We start from the raw sequence: 24,883 nt of genomic DNA on the forward strand, positions 1-24,883 counted from the left end.
TCATAGGTTAGAAAGTAATAGATTTAAATGGCCTACTACTCAAGAAGAAGCTTTAAAAGTAAACAAGGAAGAATTAAAATGGTTGCTTAAAGGATATGAAATAAGAAATAAATCTAAATTTAAGCCAGTTACTGAAAAAAATTATTACTAAAATAAAGATAAAAAACTTAAAATTCTATAGTATAAATTAGCCGTAACCCTTTAGAAATAAAGGGTTTTATGTTATAATATGCATATAGATAGAATATTAAGGAGTAGCTAAAATGGAGTTTGAATTTCTGGAAAATGAACTTGATGAAAAAACAAAATCTTTGATTCAAAAAATGGAAAATGAACTAAAATCTAAAGATAAAGAAATTGAATCTAAGGATAAAAAAATTGATGATTTAAAAAATGAATTAGACTATTTAAAAAGACAATTGCTTAATAAAAATAGAAAGATATTTGGGAAATCCAGTGAACAAGTAGATGTTAACCAAATGTCTCTTTTTGATGAAGCTGAAAAAAATAGTGATCCTAAAGCTCCAAGTACTGCTTTTTATAAAACAATGGCTTCAAATGAATTAATAGCTCATATGCTTATTATGAAATATCAGCATGCAATGCCTTTATATAGACAACAAAATTACTTTTTATTAAATAATATAGATATGGCACAAAGTAAATATTCATTTGTATTAGCTTAATTAAAAGCCTTTCAATATATGTGAATTCCTCTTTTAATATATATTGTTTGTTTTCAAATAAAATCTTTTTATCAAGATTGTGACATAAATTTTTATATCCTCCCATTAATCGTCCTGGATTTAAGTAATGAGTTTCATTTCTTATACTTCTTAAAAAATGGGCATACATATAAGTTATAAGTCTGTACATATATTTATCTTTACTTTCAAATAAAGTCTTAGCAATTTCTTGTTTTGCATAAAATACCTCTATCATATTATCCCAATAACCGTTCCAATACCTCGTCCCTTTACTCAATGTATTCCTATCAGTACGATCATAATGGTAGTATGGATTTGAAATTACATAAAGATAATTAGCCGAATGTAATCCTTGTAAAATAGCAATTTAATCTTCATGTAGATTTATTTTTTCATAAAATTTCATATCTTTTATAAGATTACTTCTAAACATACAGAAGCATGCATATCCAGTTGTAATATATTTATCTGTATGTAAGTCACCATAAAGAGGAAGTATATAATCATTATAAATCTCTTTTATTTCATACTTACCATCATCAACCGGAAAATTTCGGATAATTGCAGTTCCATCTTCTCTATGTCTATATGCAGAAAAAAATATCATATCTGATTTTGTTTGATTTGCAGTATTATACAGATCTTCGCACATATTCATTTCACACCAATCATCGCCATCAACAAAGCAAGTATATTCTCCTTGAGATTCTTTCACACCTTTTTTTCTTGCCAATGAAACACCACAATTTGACTGACTAAATATCTTTATCCTTGAATCATTTTTAGCATATTCTTCAAGCAATTCTAATGTTTTATCTGTTGAACCATCATTTACAACAATAATTTCGATCTCTTTTAAAGTTTGATTAAGTAAAGAATGCAGACATCTTTCTATATAGTCTTCCATATTGAATACTGGAACAATAATACTTATCAATACATTTGAATCTTTCATATTATATTTCTCCTTATTCTCCTCAAATAGACTATTTTTCTAGATGTATTGCTCCAACTTTTCTAATATTTAAATCATAAATATTATCTTTTTTTATTATTTTAGATATAAATTCAATATAATCATTCACATCTTCTTCATTCAATATACACATAATAACCCCTGCGAATCCTCCCCCATGTACTCTACAGCATCCTCTTCCTTTTAATTTTATAAATAACTCTGATAAAGCTAATGCTTTTATAATATTCTGTTTTTTATTCTCATAGTAACAATTCTGTAATAATTTCCATGATGAATTACCCGATTCTTCAATCATATTAAACATATTAATTAAGTTATCATCATCCATATAATTTAATACATTTTCTACTCGTATGTTTTCTTCATAAAAATGTAATGCTCGTAAAATAGCTCTATCATTTTCAACTGTACTGTTTAGTTTACCTAGATTATCTAGAAATTCTTTAAATGTTCTTTCTGACAATTTATTACACCCCATTGCATTAGAAACACTATACATTTCTTTTGGAATACTGCTATATAAATTGCTTAAATCCGCATGATCTCCTTCAGTATTGACAATTACTAACTTATATCCATGCCTTTGTAAATTAAAATCTATTTTCTTATATTTAACTTCATTAGAAAAATCTAAGTAGATTGCCCCACCTGCTGCACAAGCCATTTGATCCATTAAACCAGAGTCCTTTTTCCAATAGACATTTTCCGCATATTGCCCAATTTTTGCATAATCAACAATACTCATTGTATTTTCATTGAAAAAGTAATTTATAATTGAACAAAGCAACATTTCAAATGATGCAGATGAACTAACTCCTGCTGCAGAAATAACTTCTGTTGTAATATAACAATTAAATCCACTTATTTTAAAACCTTGATTAATTGTACCTTCTACAATACCTGCTATTAAAGAAACTGTTCCATTTCCCTTTTTAATAGAATCTAATCTTGTAATATCAACTACAATTTCTTCATAACCTTCACTAATAACTTTAATAAGATTTGAATTATTCAAAGCTGCCGCTCCTATAGTATCCATACTAATACTTGCTGCAATAACCTTTCCTCCATTATGATCAGTATGATTTCCTATAATTTCTGTTCTTCCTGGAGCTGAAAAAAAATCAAAATTATCTTCATTAAAATTCTCTTGAAATTTTTCAGAAAGATATTTATATCTTTCTTTAACTTTTACATCTTCTCCATATACTTCCAATAACTTTTCTTTTTTTGGTAATTTCATTTTTATTCCTCACTTTCATTTTTTAACATTTATATTATTATTTTTAGTTTTTTAAAGTAAAATTTCCATAAAAAAATTGAGAATTTATGGAACTATTTTGATTTTTTTCCTAATATATTGGAGTAAATTGATGTAAAATAGTATTATATTGATAAGGAGGGATGTATTGTGCAAATAGTAACTAACGATGAAAAAAAAGAATTAAAAAAACATGGCAATCACAAATTTCCATTTCTTGTAAGTTTCGAAAGGATATCTCAATATGAAGCAGGGGCATTTCTATGGCATTGGCATCCAGAAATAGAACTTACTATCATCACAAAGGGAGAAATGATATATAAGATAAATCACGAGGTTATACATCTAAAAACTGGCGATGCTTTATTTGGTAACAGTAATACACTTCATGCTGGTAATATGATTAATAAATTAGATTGTGAATATACTTCTATTACTTTTAATCCAAAACTCATCTATGGGTATGACAATAGTATTATATATACTAAATATGTTGTCCCTATAACTCAAAATACCTATATACATGCCTTTGTTTTCCAAAAAAAAATTAAATGGCAAAAAGAAATCATTGATATAATTATGGAACTAATCATTTTAGATAGTACCACTCCTCCTCTTTTTGAGATACAAATCACTATGTTATTACAAAAATTTTGGTATATTTTACTATCAAACATCTCCAGCTTGCCAATATCAAAAAACTATAGTAAGCGTGAATATGATAGAGTATTTAAAATAGTTTCTTATATTGAAGATAACTACTCAAAAAAGATAACTCTTAGCGAGTTATCTAAAATGGTATTTTTATGTGAAAATGAGTGCTGTAGACTTTTTAAAAAACAGATGAAAATGTCTATTTTTCAATTTGTATCACAGTACCGTATAGAAAAAAGTATCGACTACTTAATAAATACTAAAACTTCTATTTCAACTATATCAAATCTAGTAGGATTTTCTGACTCAAATTACTTTACAAAAATGTTTAAGAAATATACTGGTTACACTCCTACACAATATCGTAAAAGGCTTCATAATGATAATAAATCATCTTATACGCGTTGATTTTTACGATTAATAATATCTTATTATTTTTATGTATTAAAAATACACTTTTTGTATAGAAATGCACACCCATAGTAAAATCTTACTAAAAGGTATGCATAAATACTCAAAATGTATAAAAATGGCTAAAGCCTCTATGTAAAAGCACCTAAAAACTTCCTTATAAAAAGAAAAACACAATGGTCAAGCCTTGATTTTACAAGGTTTTACCATTGTATCCTAACTTCAGTTCTTATTTGGTGGAGGCGATACGTGACCTTTAAAATTCACGTAGTGAACTAGCACTAATTCAAACTTGTTGAATAATAAAATTCTCTATATTTAACTTTCTACTTCTATTTCATATATACTTGCACTAATTATTCTTCATATATTTTTATATTTCCTACTAACTTTAACTTCTCATCTAATACATAAACACCACTGCAATGTGGTTGTATATAATTATCATCCCTATGTCTATCTCCAATAATTCTTTTTTCTGCCAACACAGTCCATAATACACTTAAATTATTCTTTTCTAGATAATTCAACAATTTTCCTTTATTAATAAAAAAACCTATATCTTCGTTCATTAATTCTTTACTATCAAAGCAAATAACATTTTCTTCAGAATCATACAATATTGAATTTGCTTTACCATATTTCATACCTAGCTCTTTATATAATTCTTTACATGGTTTATACCAAGACGTAAAAGTATCTGAATCTAATCTATCACCTTTTCGTTCACTATTATATATACATGAAGGCAATAAAACCTTGAAATTATTATAATATTCTTCATAATCATCAAAAAAGTTTATTGTCTCTTCACCACAATAATATGAGTTCTTAAAAAAGTTATATGCACCTGACCAATAGTACTCTCTATTATATAAATAATAGTTCTCATTTGCTTCTGAAGCTCTTCTTCCCATAAAATCTCTATCTTTTAAAACCTCAATTATAGATTTTATTTCATTAGACTTAACTATATAGCTATTAATCTGAATCCACATATCTTTTTGTGGAATTTCATATTTTTTTCTTCCTATTTCATTCTGCTCAGTCCAAGTATACCATCCATTAAGTAAAGCAAATTCTTCTCCTTTATATTTAATATTCACCAATTTATTAATATCGGGTATATCATTAAAAGTACTTAGCCACTCTACATTCGATAACTTAGGTATATTATACAAATCAAGATGTAACTTCTTTTCTGTATCATCTTTGATTTCAAGTGCTATAGCTGTAGGATCTATATTTCTTATATAAGGAATAAATGAACCCTTACAATAATCTTGTACCTTATCTCCACAGCAGTCTGCATTAATTTCCATTTTATAATTATCAGCTACCTGCGCAGCAAGTTCATATAAGGCTATCCATTGATACTTTTTTCCTATTCTTTCACATGCATTATTTTCTTTATAATAACTTGAAAGATCTCTGTCAAATTCACCGTGTTTCTCTACATTATAACCCATGTCAAAAATCTTTTTAATTGCTATATTCTTCAAGTCATTATAATCTAAGCCTTTCCATTCTGAAAAATATCTTTGAAATACATACCTACCAAAATCCCCATATCCTCCTGGAGAGCCTTCTCTATCATATTCAACTTTCATTGAACTTAAAATTGTATTTTGACTCCAATAATAATCCTTAAACCCATTAGCTTTATAATCATATTCGTATTTTTCAATCTCCTCATCACTTGGCACTAAAGGCATATTAGATTTATAAGGAGGTTGTACATCTAATTCCTTTAATTGATTAGAAGGAACCACATGTTTAGCATATTCAACAATATTCATGGCATAATCACGCATTAATATATTAGGATAAACATATTCTTTACTAAATACTTTGTCATATACAAATTTAGCTAACCTATCAATATTATCTACGTTTTCTTCAAAAACAACACATCCGAATGCAACTGCATATACTCTCTCAATAATATATGGATCATCAGCCTCTTCAAATTTATTCATCACTTCCATTAATATATCTATTTTACCTTTTAGTAAGTTCACTAAAGCTTTAGTAGCCCTATCCCTTAATTCATTATTGGAAGAAATTAAAAAAGTAGATACCATTATTGCTGCTAGATATATTGTTTCATCTAGTACATTATCATATACTTTTTTATTAATACACCAATCTAATACTCTATTTAAGGGTGACCCCTCTTCGCTATAAAGATTATTATACATAGGTATAAAAATAGAATCCCTATCTGCCATTTCAAAACTCAAAATATAGTCAACTGTTTTCTTTGCATTAAAAACATGACCTATTTTAGTTGAAAGTAATATAACTGAATTAAAAAAACTATCAAACCCCCAATTACTCTTAATAACGAACTCATTTATATATTTAATAGTTTTCTCTTCAATAGAGTCTGAAGATCTCCACTTTAGAGCACTACAGAATGCATTAATTATTGATTTTTTATTTTTGTTCTCTTCAAATATTTCAAAAATCTCATATTTATTACTTTCTGATAATACAATTGCCAGTACTTCCAATATATCTTCTCTATATTTTAAAGAACTATACTTTCTATAAAATTCTTCAATACCAATTTCGTCTAATTCTTGTACCAAAAGTTTAGCATATAAGTAATCCTCTAATTTTTCATATGTTACATATACATATTCTATATTGTCATATGATATATTCTGAGTAATAATCCCTTCTGAAAATAATTCATCTATTATAGATGATGTTATATTATTTTTCTTTTCAAGCTCTATAACTATATCAGTGAAATCATCTACTGATATAAAATTACTTCCTTTACCTTTGCTATATTTGAATAGAACAATGTCATTAATAATCTTCTCTACCATATTAATACGCTTACTATATTGACACTTATTTGCAATTCTTACATTTATCTCTTTTAAGTAATTTTTATATACTTCTGAGAAAGTAATTCTATTTAAATCAACATCTTTATCTTTAAACCCCTCACATAAAAGTCTTAAAAAAAGTGGATTTCTAAACTCTTGACTTGCAAATGGTATATCAGAAAATTTTATATTATAAAAGTTAAAATACTTTTTAATTGCATTATACTCAACAGTTAAAAAACCTCTATGCTTTACATTTATTAAAGTTTCTCTTAAAATATCATTATCATGTAACAAATGTTCTACATATTCTGTTCTTATAGATAAAACAATCCCCAACCACGAATATGATTTTATCCTATCAACAACTCCCCCTAGGAAGTTACTCCAAATTTCTTTTCCTTTTCCTTCATTTAATGCATCAATAAAAATAATTATTCTTGATTTATCTCTTTTGCCAATTTCATTTAACTCCTTCAAAAAAGTATCAGTTGTCCAATCTAACTCTAACATCTTCACTATAGTACTAATAGGATCTTCTATTTCTTTAAAATGCTGCCCTAAAAAAAACAAAGACTTTTTACCTTCTTTTATTCTCCTATTTACAGTATCAGCTAACAGGTGAGATTTTCCAATGCCTCCTTCTCCACTTAATAATAAAAAAGGATTATTTGCTACTTTCATTTCAGAAGAATTTAAATAATATACATAATTATTGATCTTTTCTATGATATCTTTAATTTTGAAATTATACTCATTTATTTCTCTTTTCACTGATTGAAGCTTTTCCTTTTCTTCTAGTTCTCTGTCCTTCCCTCTTATATTGTCTTCTATTTCTACTATTTTATTTTTATTTTTTGAAATTGTCTTGTCTAAAAATTCCTTAATTTCGTCTAAACTTTCCATAATAGTATCTATATTAATTTCATAATTACTACTTGTATCAATACTATTAATAATGTTAGTTAATTCTTTAATACACCCTTCCAATTCAACCATTTTAATCCTTCTTATATTAACTATAAGATTATCTGTTTCGCGATGAAATTTCGCATAAAATTCTTTATTCCTATTTATGGCGTTAAATATTTCTTTTTCTGCCACGTCTATATTTAACTCCGGTAAATATCTGTTGCCCAAGTTCTTTATTTGAGTAGTATTTTGCTTTATAAACCATTCTTCAGTTAATTCTATCGTTTTACTATAGATATCCTGAACAGATTTTCTTGATGATATACGCCTTATAATCTCTTCAAATATCACCTTCACACATTCATGCTCTCCATAAGGATATAGAATAGATTGTGTTTTCAATTCCCTTTCTAAATTCAATCTTCTTGTTTTTTTCTCATCCTCATTACACTCAACAATAGCATAATTAATCATTCCTGGTTGCATCTTTTCGCACAATAATTGTAATGGCCTATCCTTCTCAAGACTACACCCTAAAAATAGAATACTTTTACTAATATATACTTGAGTTAATGACTCTATTAACTCATAATTACTATAAGCCTTATTATATTGTTCCTTAGTTAATATTACTGTATTAATAGGTTCTTTTATATCACCATGAATTTTAAATAATAACAATTCATCAGCTCTTAGAGCTCCATTTAGTGCTTCAAAGTGTCCTGGATGCGCTACATGTAAAGATTTTTTATGTATTAAAAACATTTTCTCAATAACCCAATCGTAATTTGTAGTAAGTATTAACCCTTTATCAAAAATAATTGGCAGATAATATATTGCTTTATCTATAAACTCATTCTCATCTTTATTTAAATGGCCGATTGCAAAAATTTCTTTTAAATACTCCGAAAAAGTTACATCACCGATTTCATTATATAAAAAATCCGCCTTATCTTCATATTCTAAATTATTAAATTCATCCTTTGAATATTCACTACAAAATTCATCAAAGGTTTTGTATAAAAATCCGCTCCACGATGGATAAATCTCTTTAAATAACATAGACATACCTGCACCAATATAAGGAACAATCTTATTATCAACTATATTTTGTAATAAACTATCAAAATTACGTTTATTATACGGCTTATTATACTCCATAATTTCATCAAAATTCATATTATCCTCCTTATATAACGGCATATCACCACTCTAATCATTTTTACTTAATTTATTCATATATTAATTAAGTTTCTTATTCCTAACTCTACCTATTGTTCATCATGCTTATTATTAAATAAACTTTAACCATTTTAATCCATTGCCTATAATTATTATATTATAAAAACCCATTTATCTGCTATATAATGTTTAATTGTATATAAAAATCTATCAAGTTATTCTAAATAACTAAAAAAACTATATCTATGCTCACTATTAAAAAAAATCAGGACCACCTGTAAACGGGTCTATGTATTCTTTTAAGCTCATTTGCTCATAAGCTAAATCTTCTTGAATTTGATTTTTGATATATTCTTCTATTACTTTTTTTATTTCTTCCCACTGTATCAACATAATATCCTTTACACCAAAACTGCCTATTTCCATATTTATATTTTAAATTTGCATGTCGGTAAAATATCATCAACGAGCTTTTTCCCTTTAATATTCCCATAAACTGCGAAACACTCAATTTTGGTGGTATACTAACAAGAATATGTATATGATCTTTGCATGCATTCGCTTCTATTATTTCTACACCTTTTTGATCACATAGCTTTCTCAATATCGCTCCTATATCAGCTTTTATTTTTCCATAAATTATTTGCCTTCTATACTTTGGTGCGAAAACTATATGATATTTACAATTCCATTTGCTATGTGCTAAACTACTATTATCCATATCGGATACCTCCTTGTATTATAGTTGTGGTCGGCAAACCTACTATAATTTTACAACGGAGGTTTTTTTATTTCTACTCACCGCTAGAAGCTTTCCGGAACCACAGGTCGAACCTGTGGTATTCTAAATACAACAAAAATCCACGACATTTCTGTCGTGGATTTGTTGGTGGAGGCGAGGCGTTACTGTTAGTACCCTCGACTTAACTATTTAAAAAACTTATTTTACTTCTTATATTGGGTGATACTGTTTCTTCAAACTTATACTTAGGCGCCTGATTTAAATACCTCTCAGGCTCATTAACAAGTCTATCACTTAATGTACTATTGCTTATATCATCAGAGAGAAACAATTTGGACTGCTGTTTTTTTTTTGAAAACATGCTCCTATTTGCTTTCTCAATAAGCTTATAAATTACTATAACATTATCTGTATTTAATGATACTACCTTATCGCAAAAATCACATTCAATTGGATTCTCATTATGATGTATAATAAAATCTAAAGCATCTTCAATCGTATCACTAAACCTTAAAACCTGTCCACATGAACACTTTATAGCATATCTTTCATTCAAAATATTCATTGTAGTCAATTCATTAAATAATGCAAAACTAACATCTAATGGTACTTCTTGATTTACTGAAAATAATTCTGGTACTAATCTATCTTTATATGTCCTAGGTATTAATGCCAACCATTGATCCAATGAATCTATAATCATATACAGTTCTTTAAATTTATCTTCTTTCTTTAAATTCTCTAATTTTTGAAAGTACATTTTCAATATCCTCCCTATATACATATTGTTCAAAACAAATTTGAATATATCCTATACTATGAGCATACATCTTCATTCTTATTCTATCAGTACTATTTCTCACAGAATTCCAAAACAAAACATCCTTCCTAATCTGCTCAAGTGCCCCTAAAATACTTCTTATATCCTGATATTCAGGTTTACTTTGCACTGGTTCTCTTGCCGGAGCATTAAATCTAAATTTTGTCATTGTGGCTCCAGCTCCATCTATTCCACTTGATATTGCATATTTACCTTCTTCAAAGATTTTGCTATCATCATACATACCTATTATATTTTTCAATATTACATTTTTTACACCACTAAACATTTCACCTTTATTAAGTTCATCATCTAACACCTCTATTTTTTTTGTTATCTCTTCTATAAATTCAGTAATTTCATCATTAATACTATCTGCAATATTAATAATTTCCTCTGGAAGTTCAGTAATTTCTTTATGAATTTCAAACAGTATACTCTGCAACTCTGATTTCTGAGTTTGACTTATACTATTACTTAATCCTAATTTAGTAATCACCTCTTCTAGAACTTCTTGAGCAACTTTAATATCTTCTATCTTATTTTCAGTATCTCTATATAAATCAGATTTACTTGCAACATTCACATATACCTCTTTTTTATCAATATCTAATACTACTATTACAGGTAATGCTATTTCTATAAACTCATCTTCTCTAATCTTTTTATTTAATTTCTCAATATATAAAAATCGTAATTTAACTATCTTATTGTTTTCTGTATCAAAATCAATCTTCCAAAGCTCTCTGTTACTATCTGGAATTTCAAGCTTATATAAATTCTTTTCTTCTGTTGATCCAAATATTTCTTTAACCCTTTCTTTCGCAACATTGATATCCTCTCCAAGATCTATTTTTTCTTCAAAATATCTATAAAGTATTTTTTTTCTTCCTTGTGCTATCCATTCATTAATAGCTTTTTCTACTTTTATTCTATTATCGCTACTACATTCAGCATATTCATTAATTATCTTAATCATATTTGCTGTATTATATTTGCAATCAGGTACCTTTATTTGATTTTCTCTGATAAACTTAATTAAAACATCATTATTTATATAATGTTCATGTTGCGAATTTATTACCATTTTTTAGCCTCCCTATTTTCCAAGCTAACATTAAGCTCCCCTAAAGTATCAATTAACAAATTTTCTATAACTTTATATTCTTCTCTTTCAAATTCTGAGTATAATGTTGAACATCTAATTTTAAATATCTTTTTAGATAAAGTTTCTTTCAGCTTAACTAAAAAATATATTTGATTTGAATCTAAAAATTGATTAAAATTTATTAATAAATTATCAATATCCTTCTCTAGCTCTTTTCCCACATAATATGTAAAGTCCATTTTGCTTATTTCTAATTCCATAACTTGTCCATCTTCTTCGATTAATGTGTGTTTTACCTTATCTTTAATAAGATCTTGCTTTTGAATTATTCCTTCAATTATTTCTTTGCTTACCTTTACATCGTCTAGCTGTTCTAAATTAATAAACTTAAGAATAATCTCTTTTATATTTTTAGTTATTCTATTAATTCTATCATCTATTAATAATTTAACTTTTTCTTTTTCTTTTTGCTTTTGTGCTAATTCTCTTTCTTTTAATAAAAAATCTATTAACAATATTGATAAAGCAGTAGAAATAATATTAGGTAAAATTTGTTCTCCATAATTAAACTTATCTAATATAAAGTAAGTAATTAATATTACAATAAACACTCCTGTTAATGAAACTGTATGTCTTAAAAATCTAATTGATTTATATTTTATAACATATATAAGACTACCTATTTTTTCTGCAGATAACTTTTTAACAAAAATAAATGTAATAAAACATCCTATTATAAATGATATTATAGCTACATAAATTGTATCTTTCATAATTTCAATCTCCACTTTTTCTCTAATAAGTAAATTTTACCACATTTATCTATTTTAATGTATATTAATTTTCTACATATATTTTCTTTCTAGTTGTTTTTATACTATATCTATTTTCCTTTATATAATTAAAACCCACGTTGAATACTACTTCAACGTGGGCCTTATATACTATAACCTCTTTAACAAAATCTTGTATGAAATTTTTACATTCTGGGATATTCTTAGATACTACATATTCCTTGAAACCAGCTAAAAGTCCTCTTATATCTTCTTCAGTAACTTTAGTAACTGATTGACTTGCTTCTATATCCACTAGCTTACCTTCTAAGTAAGCTTTTCGTTCTTTTAGCTCCTCCATCTTAACCTTAAACTCTTCTTGGATAAATCCATTCGTTATAGCCATTACTATATTACCTATTTGTTTTTCAATGTCTTTAAGTTCTTTTTCTATAATTCCTCTTTTATCTTCATCTCCTTCACTTTGTTTCTTTAGCTCCTCATTAATTCCTTCTACTAACAGTGGAATAGATTTATCATTGAATATTCTTGCTTCAAGTTCTGTTAGAACATATTCTTCAATGTACTCCTTTCTTATTTCCTTATTGCTACATACATTGCTACTTGTACGCTTTCTGCAGCCACATCTATAGGATACATATAGTGGCTTACTTTTAGCTTGTCTACGATTTCCGTACATAGCATAGCCACATTCTCCACATTTAATTATCCCAGATAGTAAATAGCTTTCCTTAGCCTTATTAACTGCTTTTGACTTCTTCCTACTTCTAAGAATTTCTTGAGCTTTTTCGTATAGCTCCTTATCTATAATTTGTGGCATACCTCCTTCAATTCTAATTATTTCACTTGGATCTTTCTGAAGGTGACTATTTCTTCTTCCATATGCATCCTTTTTAGCTGATTTATTAAATATATAAACTCCAGTATATTTTTCATTAGTAAGAACACTATTAATGCTGTTGTGCTTAAAAATGGCTCCTGCTTTAGTTTTAAATCCTCTTGAATTTAATTCGTCTACCATTTGACTTAAAGTATATCTAGCTGTGTACATTTCAAATATTAATCTTACACTTTCAGCTTCTCTTTCATTTATTACATATTTCTTTTCTTCATTTACATCATAGCCTAAAGGTGGAAGCCCTCCTGTATGTTTAGCTTGATATGCAGTTTCCTTCATTCCTTTCATTACTTCTCTAGCAAGATTTTTACTGTAATATTCAGCCATACCTTCAATAACACTTTCAAGTATAACTGACTCTGGACTATCATCTAGATTTTCAGTAACACTAACTAGCTTTACCCCATTTTGCTTTAATTTTCTTTTATATTGAGCACTATCATATTTATCTCTAGAAAACCTATCTAGCTTGTGCACTATTACTACATCAAATATATCATTGGCACTATCCTTAATCATTTGTTGAAAACCTGGTCTTCTATCAGTAGTTGCTGACTTAGCTTTATCCTGATAAACCTTTACTATCTCATATCCCTTAGCATTACCAAATTCCTTTATGGCTCTTATTTGAGCTTCTAAGCTTTCATCCCTCTGATTATCAGAACTATACCTTATATATGCACACGCCCTTTTTATTTCAAGATAATTAGGTTGTCCCATTAAATCAACTCCTTATATTTATACTTCTCCTTTAGGAGAGTCTAAATACATAGAGGCTAATACCTTAACCAAAGAATTGTATTTTATTCTACTATTTGCTTCTTGATCATATTTAATTTTTTCTACACTATCTCTTGTATAATTCCTTTCATATAACTTTTCTCTGCTTATAGTAGTTTTAACACATTCTTTCATTAAATTTTCCTCCTTAGTATTCATTATTATGATATATACTTATTAATCTTATTTATTACACCTAAATTTGAAGTGGTTAGGTGGCTAAGTGGTCAATAATTTTAATCTAAGAAAAACTAAATCAATTAATTATCATGGCTAGAAAAAAATCTTCTCCACCTTAGCCACTTATCCCCTAATTACTAAAGGTATATTTAACTTCTTGCTTCGGTAATTTAGAGTAATCTATTTTAAAGTCTCTTAAATATAAGGTACCTGCAATTTTCTTATAAGTTAACTCATAATTTAAATTAATTTTAGTAGAGTTATTTAAAGCTCTCCAAAATCTTTGTGGTGAATCAGTGCCTCTTGCTGAGATGCCTTCACCCTCTATCCAAGACTTATATGCATCTAGTATAGCTTTCTTGGTTTCACTGCTCCCTTCTTCATACACAAGAACTTCATTTAAGTAAGCTTCTACTGGATTTTGTTCTTCCTTGTAAGCCTTAGTTACTTTTTCTATAGCTTTACTTTCTGTAAAGTTATAATCATTATTGATAAGTCTCTCTGCTCCTTCAAGACACCAATTAAGTACACCGCTTAATTCAGTGCATACCTTTTCTTTTAATTTCTTATCAATATCCTCTGGTTTAAATACTCTATTAAATGGAACTATCAGAATTTTTCTATAATACCCATGAGTATTATCTAAAGTATCTGGTAATGTATTTAATAAAAATATCAACTTAATTGTAGACTTATAATTGATAGCTTGTTTAAATTTTCTTGAAATGTTTATTGTATCTCCACTTATTAATGCTTTAAGATTTTCAGTACTAATAGCTCCTCCAAGTTCATTTTCATTTGCAATATTAAGTGTTTTACTTACTATACCTTCTATTCCAAACCTTTCGGAGAATTTAGATAGTTGTATATTACTAACATTGTTGACTCCAACAATTTCAGTAAGCACCTCTGAACAGAAACTCTTCCCATTAGATCCTACTCCAGTAAAGAAGAATGCCCTTTCAGCCTTAGTATTATTAATTAAAGCATTTCCGAATATTTCTTGAAGACATGATAATAATTCATCATCATTGCATGTTATTTCTTTAATTGCCTTTTTAAATATTGGACAATCTGCATCTTTAAGATAATCTATTGGAGATTTGCTAGTAAACATATACTTTTTATCATGTGGCAATAATTGCTTAGTTACAACATTATAAACTCCATTATTAAAAGCAATTAATGTATCATCTATAATGTTAGTATCAACTCTAGGGACCTCTCTCATTAGCCCATCAATAATGTCCCTTTCATAGACTTTTTTCCAACTATCTGGTATAGCTGTATTCATAAGATACCTTAGTATAGTTCCCATTAATTCATCATTAAGCTCTTGATAAATACCTTCCTTTTGGTTATATATCATTAAAACTCCATGCTTAATAATAAATTCAGCAATCTTTCTTAGATACGAAATACACTTGTTAGTATTTAATCTAAGCTTATTTTTTTCGTCATAGTAAAATCCCAATGCTATTGCCTTACTATTAATAACTATAGTTTTTAACTCATCTACCAATGCATCATCAATTGATATCTCTACTGCTTCTTGAACTTGATCTTTTTTTATATCTATGCCCTTCAAAAATACTTTCATTATAGATGAGAATAAATTCTCATCTACAATATCACAGTGTTGTTTTAGCTTAACATATGCCAACCTATTTCCTGATTGTTTTATTTGCTCTATTAAAGCTAGTACCTTGTATAAGTTATCAGGGCATCCCTTAACTACAATTTCTTCTGTTATAAACTCTTTTACTAATTGTTCTGATGTTTTTATTAACATTTTAATTCCTCCTAAGTTAGTTAAATTTTCTTTCTACTATATTTGCATACACATTACCTTTTTCATCAGTATTATGCTTTATAGTTAATGTACATTTCTTACCTGCTAACTCATCAATGTTTATCTCATTTGGAATATTGCCATTATATACATCCATTAAGAAGTTGAAGCACTTCGACTTTTCTGCTTGAGATACCATTATCTTTTCTTTCTTTTCCTGTTCTGTAACTCCAACACTAATGTTATAAATTACTTCAAGAAAATCTCTAAACCCCCAATCTGTTTTGCAATCTCTTAAGTAAATTATTCTTTTTATTATTGCTTCATACTCACCTTCATTTAAAGTAGCCTTCACCCCAGATGTTCCTAATACTTCTTTGTTATTTCTAAAAATCATTTGTAATCCTCCTCTTATTTACACCAATTATTACTTACTGAACTATCAACAATAATTGGAATATCTTTGACTACAGTTTTCATTCCTTCAACCATACAACTTTCTAAAATATTTTTTGCTTCTTCAGCCTCATCATCTGGTACTTCTAATAGTATTTCATCATGTACCACCGCAACTAATCTCCAAGAATCTTTCATTTTTTCAACAAGTAATGCTAAAGCTTCTTTTAAACCTTCTGCAGCCGAACCTTGAATAGGTAAATTTAATCTTTGAGTCATTGATAAGTTACCACCTTGCCACCTTCTTCCCCCTAATGTCTTTATATAATCTGCTTTTAATAAAGCATCTTGAAGTTCTTTTACCTTTGGATAAACATTAAGAAATTCTATTCTATATTCCTCTGCCTCCTCTAATGATGTATCAACACCACTTTTTCTAAGATTTTTCTGAATACCATAAGCAGTAATTCCATATACTATTCCAAAATTTAAGCTTTTAGCAACTTGTCTTTCCTCTTTAGAAATTTCATCTATTGGTTTCTTAAAGACTAAACTTGCTGTTCCTAAATGAAGATCTATACCATTGTCAAAATAACTCTTCAAAGCCTCATCCTTAGAAATAGTCGCTAGAACTCTAAGTTCAATCTGTGAGTAATCTGATCCCACTAGCTTGTAGCCCTTATCTGCAACAAAAAACTCTCTACTATTTCCTGGCATAGCTTGAAGTGGTGGATTATTACAAGACATTCTTCCTGAACTTGCACCTATTAATCTCCAGTCTGCTCTTATCCTCCCATCATTATTAATGAATGTTTTTAGCTTTTCACCATAGGTTTTAATCTTTGTTTGAAGTCTTCTATACTTCCTAATAAGTTTGATTACTTCGTGTTCATCAGAATATTTTGCTAACTCATCATCTGATGTTGAATGTAGCTTAATCCCATACTCTGCAATAGCTTCAACTAACTGCTTTGGCGAATTAAGATTTAACTCTTTCCTATTAAGTAAGTCTTTAATCCTAATCTCTAATTCAATAGCCAACCTTCTATCATCATCTAATCTAGCATTCCATTTATCAAACTCCATATTAATACCATTACTTTCAAGCATTACTATAGCTGGTAGAGCTCTTCTTTCTCTTTCATAAACAGTTAAAAGATTATTCTCTACAAGCAAATCTAAAAGTTTATAGTATAAAGCCCTAGTGTACTCAACGTCCTTTACTGCATAATCAATATGCTCTTGAGTTATCTCAGTTTCTTGCCAGTTATCACTATGTTGCATGGACTTGTCCATATCAACATCAAGATATTTTTTAGCTAAAGCTTTTAAGCTTAACTTTTCTTCGCCTAATACTTGAGCCATAAGTAGTGTGCAATGATAATTGTTTACTCTATGGCACTTACTCTGAAAGAATCCAACATCAAACTTAGCGTTATGAAACACCTTAATAATATTCTTATCATTCAAAATACTTTTAAGTCTTTCACCTACACTTGTTGTTGTGACCACTTCATTAAGTCCCTTAGAAAAAGCTATTAATTTTATCTTTCCAGTTCTAAAGTCTAACGAATCAGTTTCTGTATCAAAAAAGAATACTTCATTATTCTTCATGTACCTTACCTCCTTAAATGCATGTTATTAACTTTTTAAAGATCATGTTTTATAGCTCGTTTGCTACAGTTAGAGTATATAATTTTTAGTAATTAATTTATCCACCTTAAAACTCTAGATCCAAAATTTAATTTACATTTTTGTAAATTAAAGTATTTTAACAAATAAAAAAAATAGATACTTCTAATTTAAATTAAAGTATCTATATTTGTTATGTATTATATTCTGTTTCTTAATGTGCTTCTTTCTAGTAATATTTCTTTATTATTCTCAATTAAGTATTTTAAATTCTTTAATATTCTTTGTTTCATTTTTTTATCATCATTAAAACCTAAATAATTTACTACATCAACTTTCTTAATTTGATTAGCTATTTCTTCTTTAGACTTTGAGGTTATAGCATTAAAAGCCTCATCCTTTAAATCTATGAAATCTAAAGCCCCTACTTCTAATAAATCATTAACAATTTTATTTTTTAATATTAATAATTCACTAATCTCATTACACAAGCTCTTGTATGTTTCATCTTCTTTACCAAAAGCATATATTAACTTATTAATTTCAAATCTCATTTTAGAAGGGCGATATATAACTAAATCCATCAATGCTAATTTTGAAATCTGCCTTGCCAACTCTTTTTTTGATAAACTAGCATCTTCATATAGATCTATTACTATATTTATATAAAATATCAAATTATATTTACTTTCTATATTGTAAAATTTTATTAGACCATCTATAGAATGTATATCCTTGTTAATTTCATAATACAAATCTACTAATTCATCATAACCTGTTGAAAAATCTGCAAGTGTCATTTCTGATACTTTAGCATAATCCATTTTATCAAAAATAGTTTCTTTTGTTCTATTTCTAGATTTCTTATTAATTGGCATAGTATTAAGCCTAGCATTGAAGTCTGTCTTTATTTCTAACAACATTTTTTCTGTGTAAATTTTAGCTGGCATCTCTGCATGATTTATTTTCTTATTATATACCTTTAAAAAACCTTCTAGAAATGTATCACTATCAAAATCATCTAATTGAGATTTGTCTTTCAGATTTTCTAGACATGTCATCGCTAAAGTAATGTCATCAAAATCTTCTTTATCAAATTCAAGTTTAACATTTTTATTTTTAGCCGATTCCATTATATTAGCAAATACTTTATCTATAATATCTATTGTATCTGTTACAACTTCTTTATTTTCTATAATTTCTTCAGGTATACCAGTTAATAAATTTTCTTTATTTTGACTTTTTACCTTATTACATATCTTATTAAACAAATTTCTATTTTCTTCATTACTTATATCTTCATCTAGTATTTGTGCCTTAGATCTCTTTACTCTTATTTTATTATATGATTCTCCTATCCAAGCCAAAATAATTTCATCTTTAAACTCCTCAAGAGTTATTAATTTATATTTTTCCTTAAACACTCTTTCTAGCTCTTTATACCCATCGCTATTATTCTTATATCCCCATCTATCTGCTACTGAAAAACTTGCTACCAGTGAAACTAATCTATAATTTATTGCATTTTCTAATCTCATAACATCTCCTACTTATATAGTTTTTATATAATTATACTCAAATATTATTACTAAAGAAAGTAGAGTGGTATAGGTGGCAAAGTAGCTATCTATAAACACTTTAGAAGTGCAAAAAAAAAATTATACAAATACTTAAATAATATTTGTATAATTTTTATTAAATTTATAGAAATTTTCTTATAAAGCTCTCCGAAACATTAAACACACTACTAGCTTTACTAACAGCTTCAGATTCACTTAATCCTTTAGCAATTAACTCTAATACCATAGCTACTATTTGTATAATTAATATTACATTCATTATTATATCTCCTCCACAACTAATTATTTACATATGCATAGTAATATGTTTGCCCATACTTTGATTCAAACATTATCTCTGGCTCTATATCTAATACTTCCTCATATTCATCATAATTATCTATCATTTCTCTAGCTATTTCTTCAATTGAAGTACCTTCTAAAAAGTAATCTATAATGGTATCCTTATCAAATAATCTGTCAATGTGATAAGATGAGCCAAGTATTTCACCTATCTCATCACTAACATACTCCCTTAGATCTTTTAGCTTAGAATACATAATAATATCATCAAGCTTTGAATATCCTCTGAAAGCAATTTCTTCATATATTGCTTTTGCTTCTATTAAATTAATTTCCTTTATATTATTTTTAATAAAGAAATATATTTTTATAACATCATCATCCACCTCTTCCCCTAGTTCATCTACTAAAGCTAAAGTTGCATCTAAATCGTTCATTAAAGTTTCTTTTATCTCATTATCATCCACCTTTGCCACTAAAGCCTCTAACTTTTCTACTATATCTTTGTCCATGTTATTATATTTTTCAATTAACTTAGTTAAATCCTTCATAAAGAATACATTTAAAATCTTTGATTTATTTTTCAGCATAACTCTTCCCCTTCCCCCCCTTAATATTCCTCTGATAGCAACATTGTGCTATAAACTCCTGAATCTATTACATATATCTTTATCTCTTCTTTAAACTCTAAGTCTTTTGCATTAACTTTGATGAATGACTTATACTCTGGAACTTCTTGTGTATGTTCTATATTTATAACATCACCAACTCTACTTAACTTAAAAACTTGCAAATAGTCCTTTTCTACCTTCAAATCATCAACTAAACTCCATAGTAATATCTGTAATTGTAAATCTATTTTTTCATTAATGCCTCTTGTTATATATCTATTCTCTTTATCAAACATAATAAATCCTCCAAAACAATAAAGGTGTAATTATCATTAATACAAATAATTACACCTTACTTTTCGTTAATTAATTTCTTTAATTGTGCTACAAACTTCTTACTAAACAAGTTATCTTCTAATGCTTTCTTTAACAGTTGTAAAAATAATTCTTCTTGAAGATCCAGTGGTCTTACTAGTAATTTCATACCATATCGTTGCTGATCTTTGTATACACTAAATCTTAATTCTTCCCTATTGCCTTGTGGTTTAACTATAATTTTCTCTAATGCATAAGTATATTCCTCATCTGCAATTATACTTTGCGAAATCAATGAGCAATACTTAGTTTCCTTAATAGCTTTCTTTGCCACCTCTCCACCTCCTACTCTTCTATAAGAATATCCATTAATTCTTTAGTGGCAACAACAACCACTGCATAATCTGAAGACAAAATAAAAAGAGATAAACAATATTGCTTACCTCCTTCACATTCAATATTATCAACATACTCTGTAACAGTATCTTTCAATATGTTTTCTTTTGCTTCAATAACATCGTCCTTACTTTCTAGTACTAATACATATCCTCCTAAATCCGAATCAATACTTCTTTCTGTCCCATAGCTCTCATCTAAAATATTTAATTGCTGTTCAATATTTTTTGCCACCTCACCCTCTAAACTTATTTCACTCAAATGGCTTAACTTACTAATCTTTCTCATTAATACTACCTCCATTACTTTTTATGAACCTATAGGAATTATCTATCTAGTATAGATATCCTTTCAATATAATAATATATATTTATAATTCACCTTTATTTCATTATAAAAGAGATAGATTACGTCTTATATAATCTATCTCTTTTATATTATTTATGCCATACTATACTTTTTAAAATTCTCAGCTTGTTCAAATATTTCTTTAAATACTTCATCACATGGAACCGGTGGATAATCATTAGCATCTAAAGTTAATATTATTGATACCTTTAACTCTGCCTTTATATCATCTCTAGTAGCCCAATCGGTGTATTTAGCTTTATCATCTACGATTTCTTTTATTTCTTTTGCTAAATTTATTAACTTATCATGTGGATATTCAAAATCGTGTTTTTCTGCAACAGCTTTTAAAATATCATAAAATGCCTTTTCCTCAAAACTTATTCCTAAATCATTTGATGAATTTTTTTCCTTAACAATATCTTTAAATAAATCTGCTAATTTTTCAGCCAAATCATCTAATACATCACTTTTCATGCTTTCGAAATCTTTTCTTTCATTATATAAATCAACTAAGGCTTTCATCCTCTTTGAAAAATCTATTCCTCTAATCTTATTTACTCTTTTAAATTCACTTATTGCTTTATTAAGTAACTTTTGAAGTAATTTTATTCTTGTATTTGGTAACTTTATTTTGTTTACTTTAGCTAAATATTCATCACTAAAAATATCATCATTTTCTTGAGAATCATTTTTATCTAATTTAAATACTTCCTCTACACCTTCACTAATAATAGCTTCATTTATCATCTCTCTTACTTTTTCATTCATCTGAGCTGCATCTGGAGCATCACCCTTAGTTAATTTATGAAGAATTGACTTTACTGCAAGATAAAAATGAACTTTATCTTTTTCTTCTGATGTTATTTCTTCACATGTACAACATAATCTATATGCAGAATTTAATTTTTTAGAAATAGCCATAAATCTTTTTTCAACTTCTTTTGTTCGCTGAACAAATTCAACAGCTTTATTTAAACACTGCAACTGCTCTAATGGAGTGCCATTAAAATATCCATTAGTATTAAATCCATAAAATAGTTTTGATAATAAATCTAGTTGATCTTTTACTATTACTATAGCTTCATCAGTACCTTCAAAATTATCATTACTTACTTGTCCATATTTCTTTAATGCTAAGTTCATGTTACTCTTTATACCAATATAATCTACAACTAGTCCTTTTTCTTTTCCTTCGTATACTCTATTTACACGAGAAATAGTTTGTATTAATGAATGTTGTTGTATAGGTTTATCAATATAAATAGTATCTAGTTCTGGTACATCAAATCCAGTAAGCCACATATCAACTACTATAGCAATTTTAAAATTTGATTTAGCCTTTTTATACTGTCTATCTAATTCTTTTCTGTATTCTTTAGTTCCTAGTAGGTCGTATAAATCCTTATCGTCATCCTTATTCCTAGTCATAACCATTTTTATTTTTTCAATTGGTTTAATTGATTTTTTTTCTTTTTCAGATAGAACTGCTCCATCTTCACATTCCTTAACTTCAGCCCATTCTGGCCTTAGTGTAATTATTTCCTTATATAAGTTATAAGCAATTTCTCTATTAGAAGCTACAAACATTGCCTTACCAATTATACTAGCACCTTCTGCTACTCTTTTTTCATAATGTTCAACGAAATCCTTTGCCACAAGTTTTAATCTATCTGGATTTCCAAGAATACTATCCATTTTAGCAACTGCTTTTTTACTTTCTTCTATTTGATTTTCATTTGCTCCTATTTCTGCACATTGTTTATAGTAATCTTCTATCTCTTTTAACTTACTATCATTAAGTGTAACTTTAGCAGCTCTGCCTTCATAAACTATCCTAACTGTTATTTCATCATAAACTGCCTCTATCATTGTATATGAATCTTCAATCTCACCGAATACTGCCATTGTTTCATCAATAGGTGTACCTGTAAATCCTACATATGTAGCATTAGGTAATGAATCATGAAGGTATTTTGCAAACCCATATTTCTTTTCTACACCATCTTTAGTTACTTTTACTTTTTGATCTAAATTAATTTGTGAACGGTGTGCTTCATCTGATATACAAATTACATTAGTTCTGTCTGTAAGTATCTCAATATCTTCACTAAACTTTTGAATGGTAGTTAAGAATACTCCTCCACTTTTTCTATTTTGTAATTTTTCTCTTAAATCTGCTCTGCTTTCAACACTAATTATATTATTATCTCCTATAAACTCTTTTGCTTTAACAAAGCTCTTAGATAATTGATCATCTAAATCTGTTCTATCTGTTATTAATATTATTGTTGGACTATGTAATTCCTCATCTCTCATTAATAACCTTGTTAAATACAACATTGTATAACTCTTACCACATCCAGTTGCTCCGAAATAAGTACCGCCTTTACCATTTCCATGTGGTTTCATATTTCGTTTTACGCTTTTTAATAGTTTATTAGCTGCATAGTATTGAGGATATCTTGGTACTATCTTTTCATCTTTTGTACTTGTATCAGGAAAATAAATAAAGTTATGAATTACATCTATAAACCTCTCTTTATTGAATAGTCCATTTACCATTGTATATAAAGAGTCAATTCCATCTTTCTCTAACTTTTCATCACCCTCAACTTTTCTCCAAGAATAAAAGAATTCATAAGGAGCAAAGAATGAACCCATCTTATTATTTGCTCCATCACTAATAACACATAAAGCATTATATTTAAATAATTCTGGAATATCTCTTTTATACCTTATAGTAAGCTGCTTATATGCATCATATATAGTTGCATTCTCCCTAATAGCGCTTTTAAATTCAAATACAACTAAAGGCAATCCATTAACATATACAATAGCATCAGGTATTCTATCATGATACTGCTTTATTTCCATTTGATTAACTATCTTAAATATATTATTTTCAACATTTTCAAAATCAATCAATTGAATAAACAAATCTTTTTTACTACTATCTTCTCTTCTAATAGTAAAACCTTCAGAAATCATATTAATTATTTTTTTATTACTATCATATATAGTTGATGAAGGCATATTCTCTAAAAGTTTGATTATACCATCCACCTCACTATATGTAATTTCTTCACTCTCATATCTATTAAATAAAAAGTTTCTTAAATCAGATTTTATTAATACCTCCTCTTTTTCTCTAGTTAACTCATCTCCTTTGATGTAACTATACTGATCTAATTCAAAAAGTTCTAGTATAGCCTCTTCTAATTTTTCTTCATCAAACTTTTTTTCCAATAACTATTCCC

General features: G+C 27.6%; 21 protein-coding genes and 1 pseudogene. 3 read left to right on the top strand and 19 right to left on the bottom strand.

Going from position 1 to position 24,883, the window contains the following annotated elements; translation table 11 throughout:
* Both tnpB and ACQRD5_RS07435 read left to right on the top strand, forming a co-directional pair.
* A partial coding sequence (gene tnpB / locus ACQRD5_RS07430) for an IS66 family insertion sequence element accessory protein TnpB (protein ID WP_427746663.1) occupies positions 1 to 151 on the top strand: 151 nt, incomplete at its 5' end.
* 112 nt (positions 152 to 263) lie between these two features.
* A complete protein-coding gene (locus ACQRD5_RS07435) occupies positions 264 to 686 on the top strand; it encodes an IS66 family transposase (RefSeq protein WP_427746656.1) in 423 nt (140 codons plus the stop codon).
* Between the two features lie 388 nt (positions 687 to 1,074).
* Here ACQRD5_RS07435 and ACQRD5_RS07440 read toward each other — a convergent pair whose 3' ends face one another.
* The gene (locus ACQRD5_RS07440; RefSeq protein WP_320901148.1) at positions 1,075 to 1,662 is read right to left on the bottom strand and encodes a glycosyltransferase family 2 protein; all 588 of its coding nucleotides are present in this window, start codon (positions 1,660 to 1,662) and stop codon (positions 1,075 to 1,077) included.
* Between the two features lie 31 nt (positions 1,663 to 1,693).
* Positions 1,694 to 2,929, bottom strand: coding sequence for a galactokinase (locus ACQRD5_RS07445; RefSeq protein ID WP_320901146.1), 1,236 nt, complete (start codon positions 2,927 to 2,929; stop codon positions 1,694 to 1,696).
* A 168-nt stretch (positions 2,930 to 3,097) separates the two neighbouring features.
* Between ACQRD5_RS07445 and ACQRD5_RS07450 the strand changes: the two genes are divergently transcribed.
* Entirely contained in the window at positions 3,098 to 4,009 is a 912-nt protein-coding gene (locus tag ACQRD5_RS07450; RefSeq protein WP_427746657.1) for an AraC family transcriptional regulator, read from the top strand.
* A 359-nt stretch (positions 4,010 to 4,368) separates the two neighbouring features.
* On the opposite strand, the gene ACQRD5_RS07455 is transcribed toward ACQRD5_RS07450, so the two are convergent.
* The 17 genes and pseudogenes from ACQRD5_RS07455 to ACQRD5_RS07535 all read right to left on the bottom strand — a co-directional run bounded on the left by ACQRD5_RS07455 (position 4,369) and on the right by ACQRD5_RS07535 (position 24,872).
* Positions 4,369 to 8,946, bottom strand: a complete 4,578-nt coding sequence (locus ACQRD5_RS07455; RefSeq protein ID WP_320901142.1) for an SIR2 family protein — start codon at positions 8,944 to 8,946, stop codon at positions 4,369 to 4,371.
* 258 nt (positions 8,947 to 9,204) lie between these two features.
* Positions 9,205 to 9,670 (bottom strand): annotated as a pseudogene (gene tnpA / locus ACQRD5_RS07460) (IS200/IS605 family transposase).
* Positions 9,671 to 9,872: 202 nt separating this feature from the next.
* The gene (locus tag ACQRD5_RS07465; protein ID WP_320901140.1) at positions 9,873 to 10,451 is read right to left on the bottom strand and encodes a hypothetical protein; all 579 of its coding nucleotides are present in this window, start codon (positions 10,449 to 10,451) and stop codon (positions 9,873 to 9,875) included.
* Positions 10,411 to 11,598, bottom strand: a complete 1,188-nt coding sequence (locus ACQRD5_RS07470) for a hypothetical protein (RefSeq protein ID WP_320901138.1) — start codon at positions 11,596 to 11,598, stop codon at positions 10,411 to 10,413. The genes ACQRD5_RS07465 and ACQRD5_RS07470 overlap by 41 nt, the downstream gene beginning before the upstream one ends.
* The gene (locus tag ACQRD5_RS07475) at positions 11,592 to 12,392 is read right to left on the bottom strand and encodes a hypothetical protein (protein WP_320901136.1); all 801 of its coding nucleotides are present in this window, start codon (positions 12,390 to 12,392) and stop codon (positions 11,592 to 11,594) included. Before ACQRD5_RS07475 ends, ACQRD5_RS07470 begins: the two co-directional genes overlap by 7 nt.
* Before the next feature lie 64 nt (positions 12,393 to 12,456).
* Complete coding sequence (locus ACQRD5_RS07480; RefSeq protein ID WP_320901134.1) at positions 12,457 to 14,031, bottom strand: recombinase family protein; 1,575 nt, start codon at positions 14,029 to 14,031, stop codon at positions 12,457 to 12,459.
* Between the two features lie 18 nt (positions 14,032 to 14,049).
* Complete coding sequence (locus ACQRD5_RS07485) at positions 14,050 to 14,226, bottom strand: hypothetical protein (RefSeq protein ID WP_271825708.1); 177 nt, start codon at positions 14,224 to 14,226, stop codon at positions 14,050 to 14,052.
* 175 nt (positions 14,227 to 14,401) lie between these two features.
* Positions 14,402 to 16,063, bottom strand: coding sequence for a DNA primase family protein (locus ACQRD5_RS07490; protein ID WP_320901131.1), 1,662 nt, complete (start codon positions 16,061 to 16,063; stop codon positions 14,402 to 14,404).
* 16 nt (positions 16,064 to 16,079) lie between these two features.
* On the bottom strand, positions 16,080 to 16,460 hold the full coding sequence (locus tag ACQRD5_RS07495) for a hypothetical protein (RefSeq protein WP_124228600.1): 381 nt from the start codon (positions 16,458 to 16,460) through the stop codon (positions 16,080 to 16,082).
* Between the two features lie 14 nt (positions 16,461 to 16,474).
* Positions 16,475 to 18,073, bottom strand: a complete 1,599-nt coding sequence (locus ACQRD5_RS07500) for a DNA polymerase (RefSeq protein WP_427746658.1) — start codon at positions 18,071 to 18,073, stop codon at positions 16,475 to 16,477.
* A 218-nt stretch (positions 18,074 to 18,291) separates the two neighbouring features.
* The gene (locus tag ACQRD5_RS07505) at positions 18,292 to 19,629 is read right to left on the bottom strand and encodes a hypothetical protein (protein ID WP_271825704.1); all 1,338 of its coding nucleotides are present in this window, start codon (positions 19,627 to 19,629) and stop codon (positions 18,292 to 18,294) included.
* Between the two features lie 163 nt (positions 19,630 to 19,792).
* Entirely contained in the window at positions 19,793 to 19,930 is a 138-nt protein-coding gene (locus tag ACQRD5_RS07510; protein WP_167875039.1) for a hypothetical protein, read from the bottom strand.
* A gap of 19 nt (positions 19,931 to 19,949) precedes the next feature.
* Positions 19,950 to 20,543, bottom strand: a complete 594-nt coding sequence (locus tag ACQRD5_RS07515; protein ID WP_320901124.1) for a hypothetical protein — start codon at positions 20,541 to 20,543, stop codon at positions 19,950 to 19,952.
* Positions 20,544 to 20,563: 20 nt separating this feature from the next.
* Positions 20,564 to 20,860 (bottom strand): DUF960 family protein, encoded by a 297-nt coding sequence (locus ACQRD5_RS07520; RefSeq protein WP_320901122.1) that lies wholly within the window; start codon positions 20,858 to 20,860, stop codon positions 20,564 to 20,566.
* Positions 20,861 to 20,916: 56 nt separating this feature from the next.
* Positions 20,917 to 21,213: a hypothetical protein gene (locus tag ACQRD5_RS07525; protein ID WP_320901120.1), complete on the bottom strand. Its 297-nt coding sequence runs from the start codon at positions 21,211 to 21,213 to the stop codon at positions 20,917 to 20,919.
* An 11-nt stretch (positions 21,214 to 21,224) separates the two neighbouring features.
* On the bottom strand, positions 21,225 to 21,563 hold the full coding sequence (locus ACQRD5_RS07530; RefSeq protein ID WP_320901119.1) for a hypothetical protein: 339 nt from the start codon (positions 21,561 to 21,563) through the stop codon (positions 21,225 to 21,227).
* A gap of 153 nt (positions 21,564 to 21,716) precedes the next feature.
* Positions 21,717 to 24,872: a type I restriction endonuclease subunit R gene (locus tag ACQRD5_RS07535; protein ID WP_320901117.1), complete on the bottom strand. Its 3,156-nt coding sequence runs from the start codon at positions 24,870 to 24,872 to the stop codon at positions 21,717 to 21,719.
* Positions 24,873 to 24,883: the final 11 nt, after the last annotated feature.

The sequence above is a fragment of the Clostridium sp. SGI.024 genome, from assembly GCF_050315195.1.
Taxonomy (GTDB): Bacteria; Bacillota; Clostridia; order Clostridiales; family Clostridiaceae; genus Clostridium.

What these genes read in the sequence shown, in the direction of transcription:
- ACQRD5_RS07435 (WP_427746656.1), top strand. Translation starts at nt 264, where the DNA reads ATGGAGTTTGAATTTCTGGAAAATGAACTTGATGAAAAAACAAAATCT.
- ACQRD5_RS07440 (WP_320901148.1), bottom strand. Translation starts at nt 1,662, where the DNA reads ATGAAAGATTCAAATGTATTGATAAGTATTATTGTTCCAGTATTCAAT.
- ACQRD5_RS07445 (WP_320901146.1), bottom strand. Translation starts at nt 2,929, where the DNA reads ATGAAATTACCAAAAAAAGAAAAGTTATTGGAAGTATATGGAGAAGAT.
- ACQRD5_RS07455 (WP_320901142.1), bottom strand. Translation starts at nt 8,946, where the DNA reads ATGAATTTTGATGAAATTATGGAGTATAATAAGCCGTATAATAAACGT.
- ACQRD5_RS07465 (WP_320901140.1), bottom strand. Translation starts at nt 10,451, where the DNA reads ATGTACTTTCAAAAATTAGAGAATTTAAAGAAAGAAGATAAATTTAAA.
- ACQRD5_RS07470 (WP_320901138.1), bottom strand. Translation starts at nt 11,598, where the DNA reads ATGGTAATAAATTCGCAACATGAACATTATATAAATAATGATGTTTTA.
- ACQRD5_RS07475 (WP_320901136.1), bottom strand. Translation starts at nt 12,392, where the DNA reads ATGAAAGATACAATTTATGTAGCTATAATATCATTTATAATAGGATGT.
- ACQRD5_RS07480 (WP_320901134.1), bottom strand. Translation starts at nt 14,031, where the DNA reads ATGGGACAACCTAATTATCTTGAAATAAAAAGGGCGTGTGCATATATA.
- ACQRD5_RS07485 (WP_271825708.1), bottom strand. Translation starts at nt 14,226, where the DNA reads ATGAAAGAATGTGTTAAAACTACTATAAGCAGAGAAAAGTTATATGAA.
- ACQRD5_RS07490 (WP_320901131.1), bottom strand. Translation starts at nt 16,063, where the DNA reads ATGTTAATAAAAACATCAGAACAATTAGTAAAAGAGTTTATAACAGAA.
- ACQRD5_RS07495 (WP_124228600.1), bottom strand. Translation starts at nt 16,460, where the DNA reads ATGATTTTTAGAAATAACAAAGAAGTATTAGGAACATCTGGGGTGAAG.
- ACQRD5_RS07500 (WP_427746658.1), bottom strand. Translation starts at nt 18,073, where the DNA reads ATGAAGAATAATGAAGTATTCTTTTTTGATACAGAAACTGATTCGTTA.
- ACQRD5_RS07505 (WP_271825704.1), bottom strand. Translation starts at nt 19,629, where the DNA reads ATGAGATTAGAAAATGCAATAAATTATAGATTAGTTTCACTGGTAGCA.
- ACQRD5_RS07510 (WP_167875039.1), bottom strand. Translation starts at nt 19,930, where the DNA reads ATGAATGTAATATTAATTATACAAATAGTAGCTATGGTATTAGAGTTA.
- ACQRD5_RS07515 (WP_320901124.1), bottom strand. Translation starts at nt 20,543, where the DNA reads ATGCTGAAAAATAAATCAAAGATTTTAAATGTATTCTTTATGAAGGAT.
- ACQRD5_RS07520 (WP_320901122.1), bottom strand. Translation starts at nt 20,860, where the DNA reads ATGTTTGATAAAGAGAATAGATATATAACAAGAGGCATTAATGAAAAA.
- ACQRD5_RS07530 (WP_320901119.1), bottom strand. Translation starts at nt 21,563, where the DNA reads ATGAGAAAGATTAGTAAGTTAAGCCATTTGAGTGAAATAAGTTTAGAG.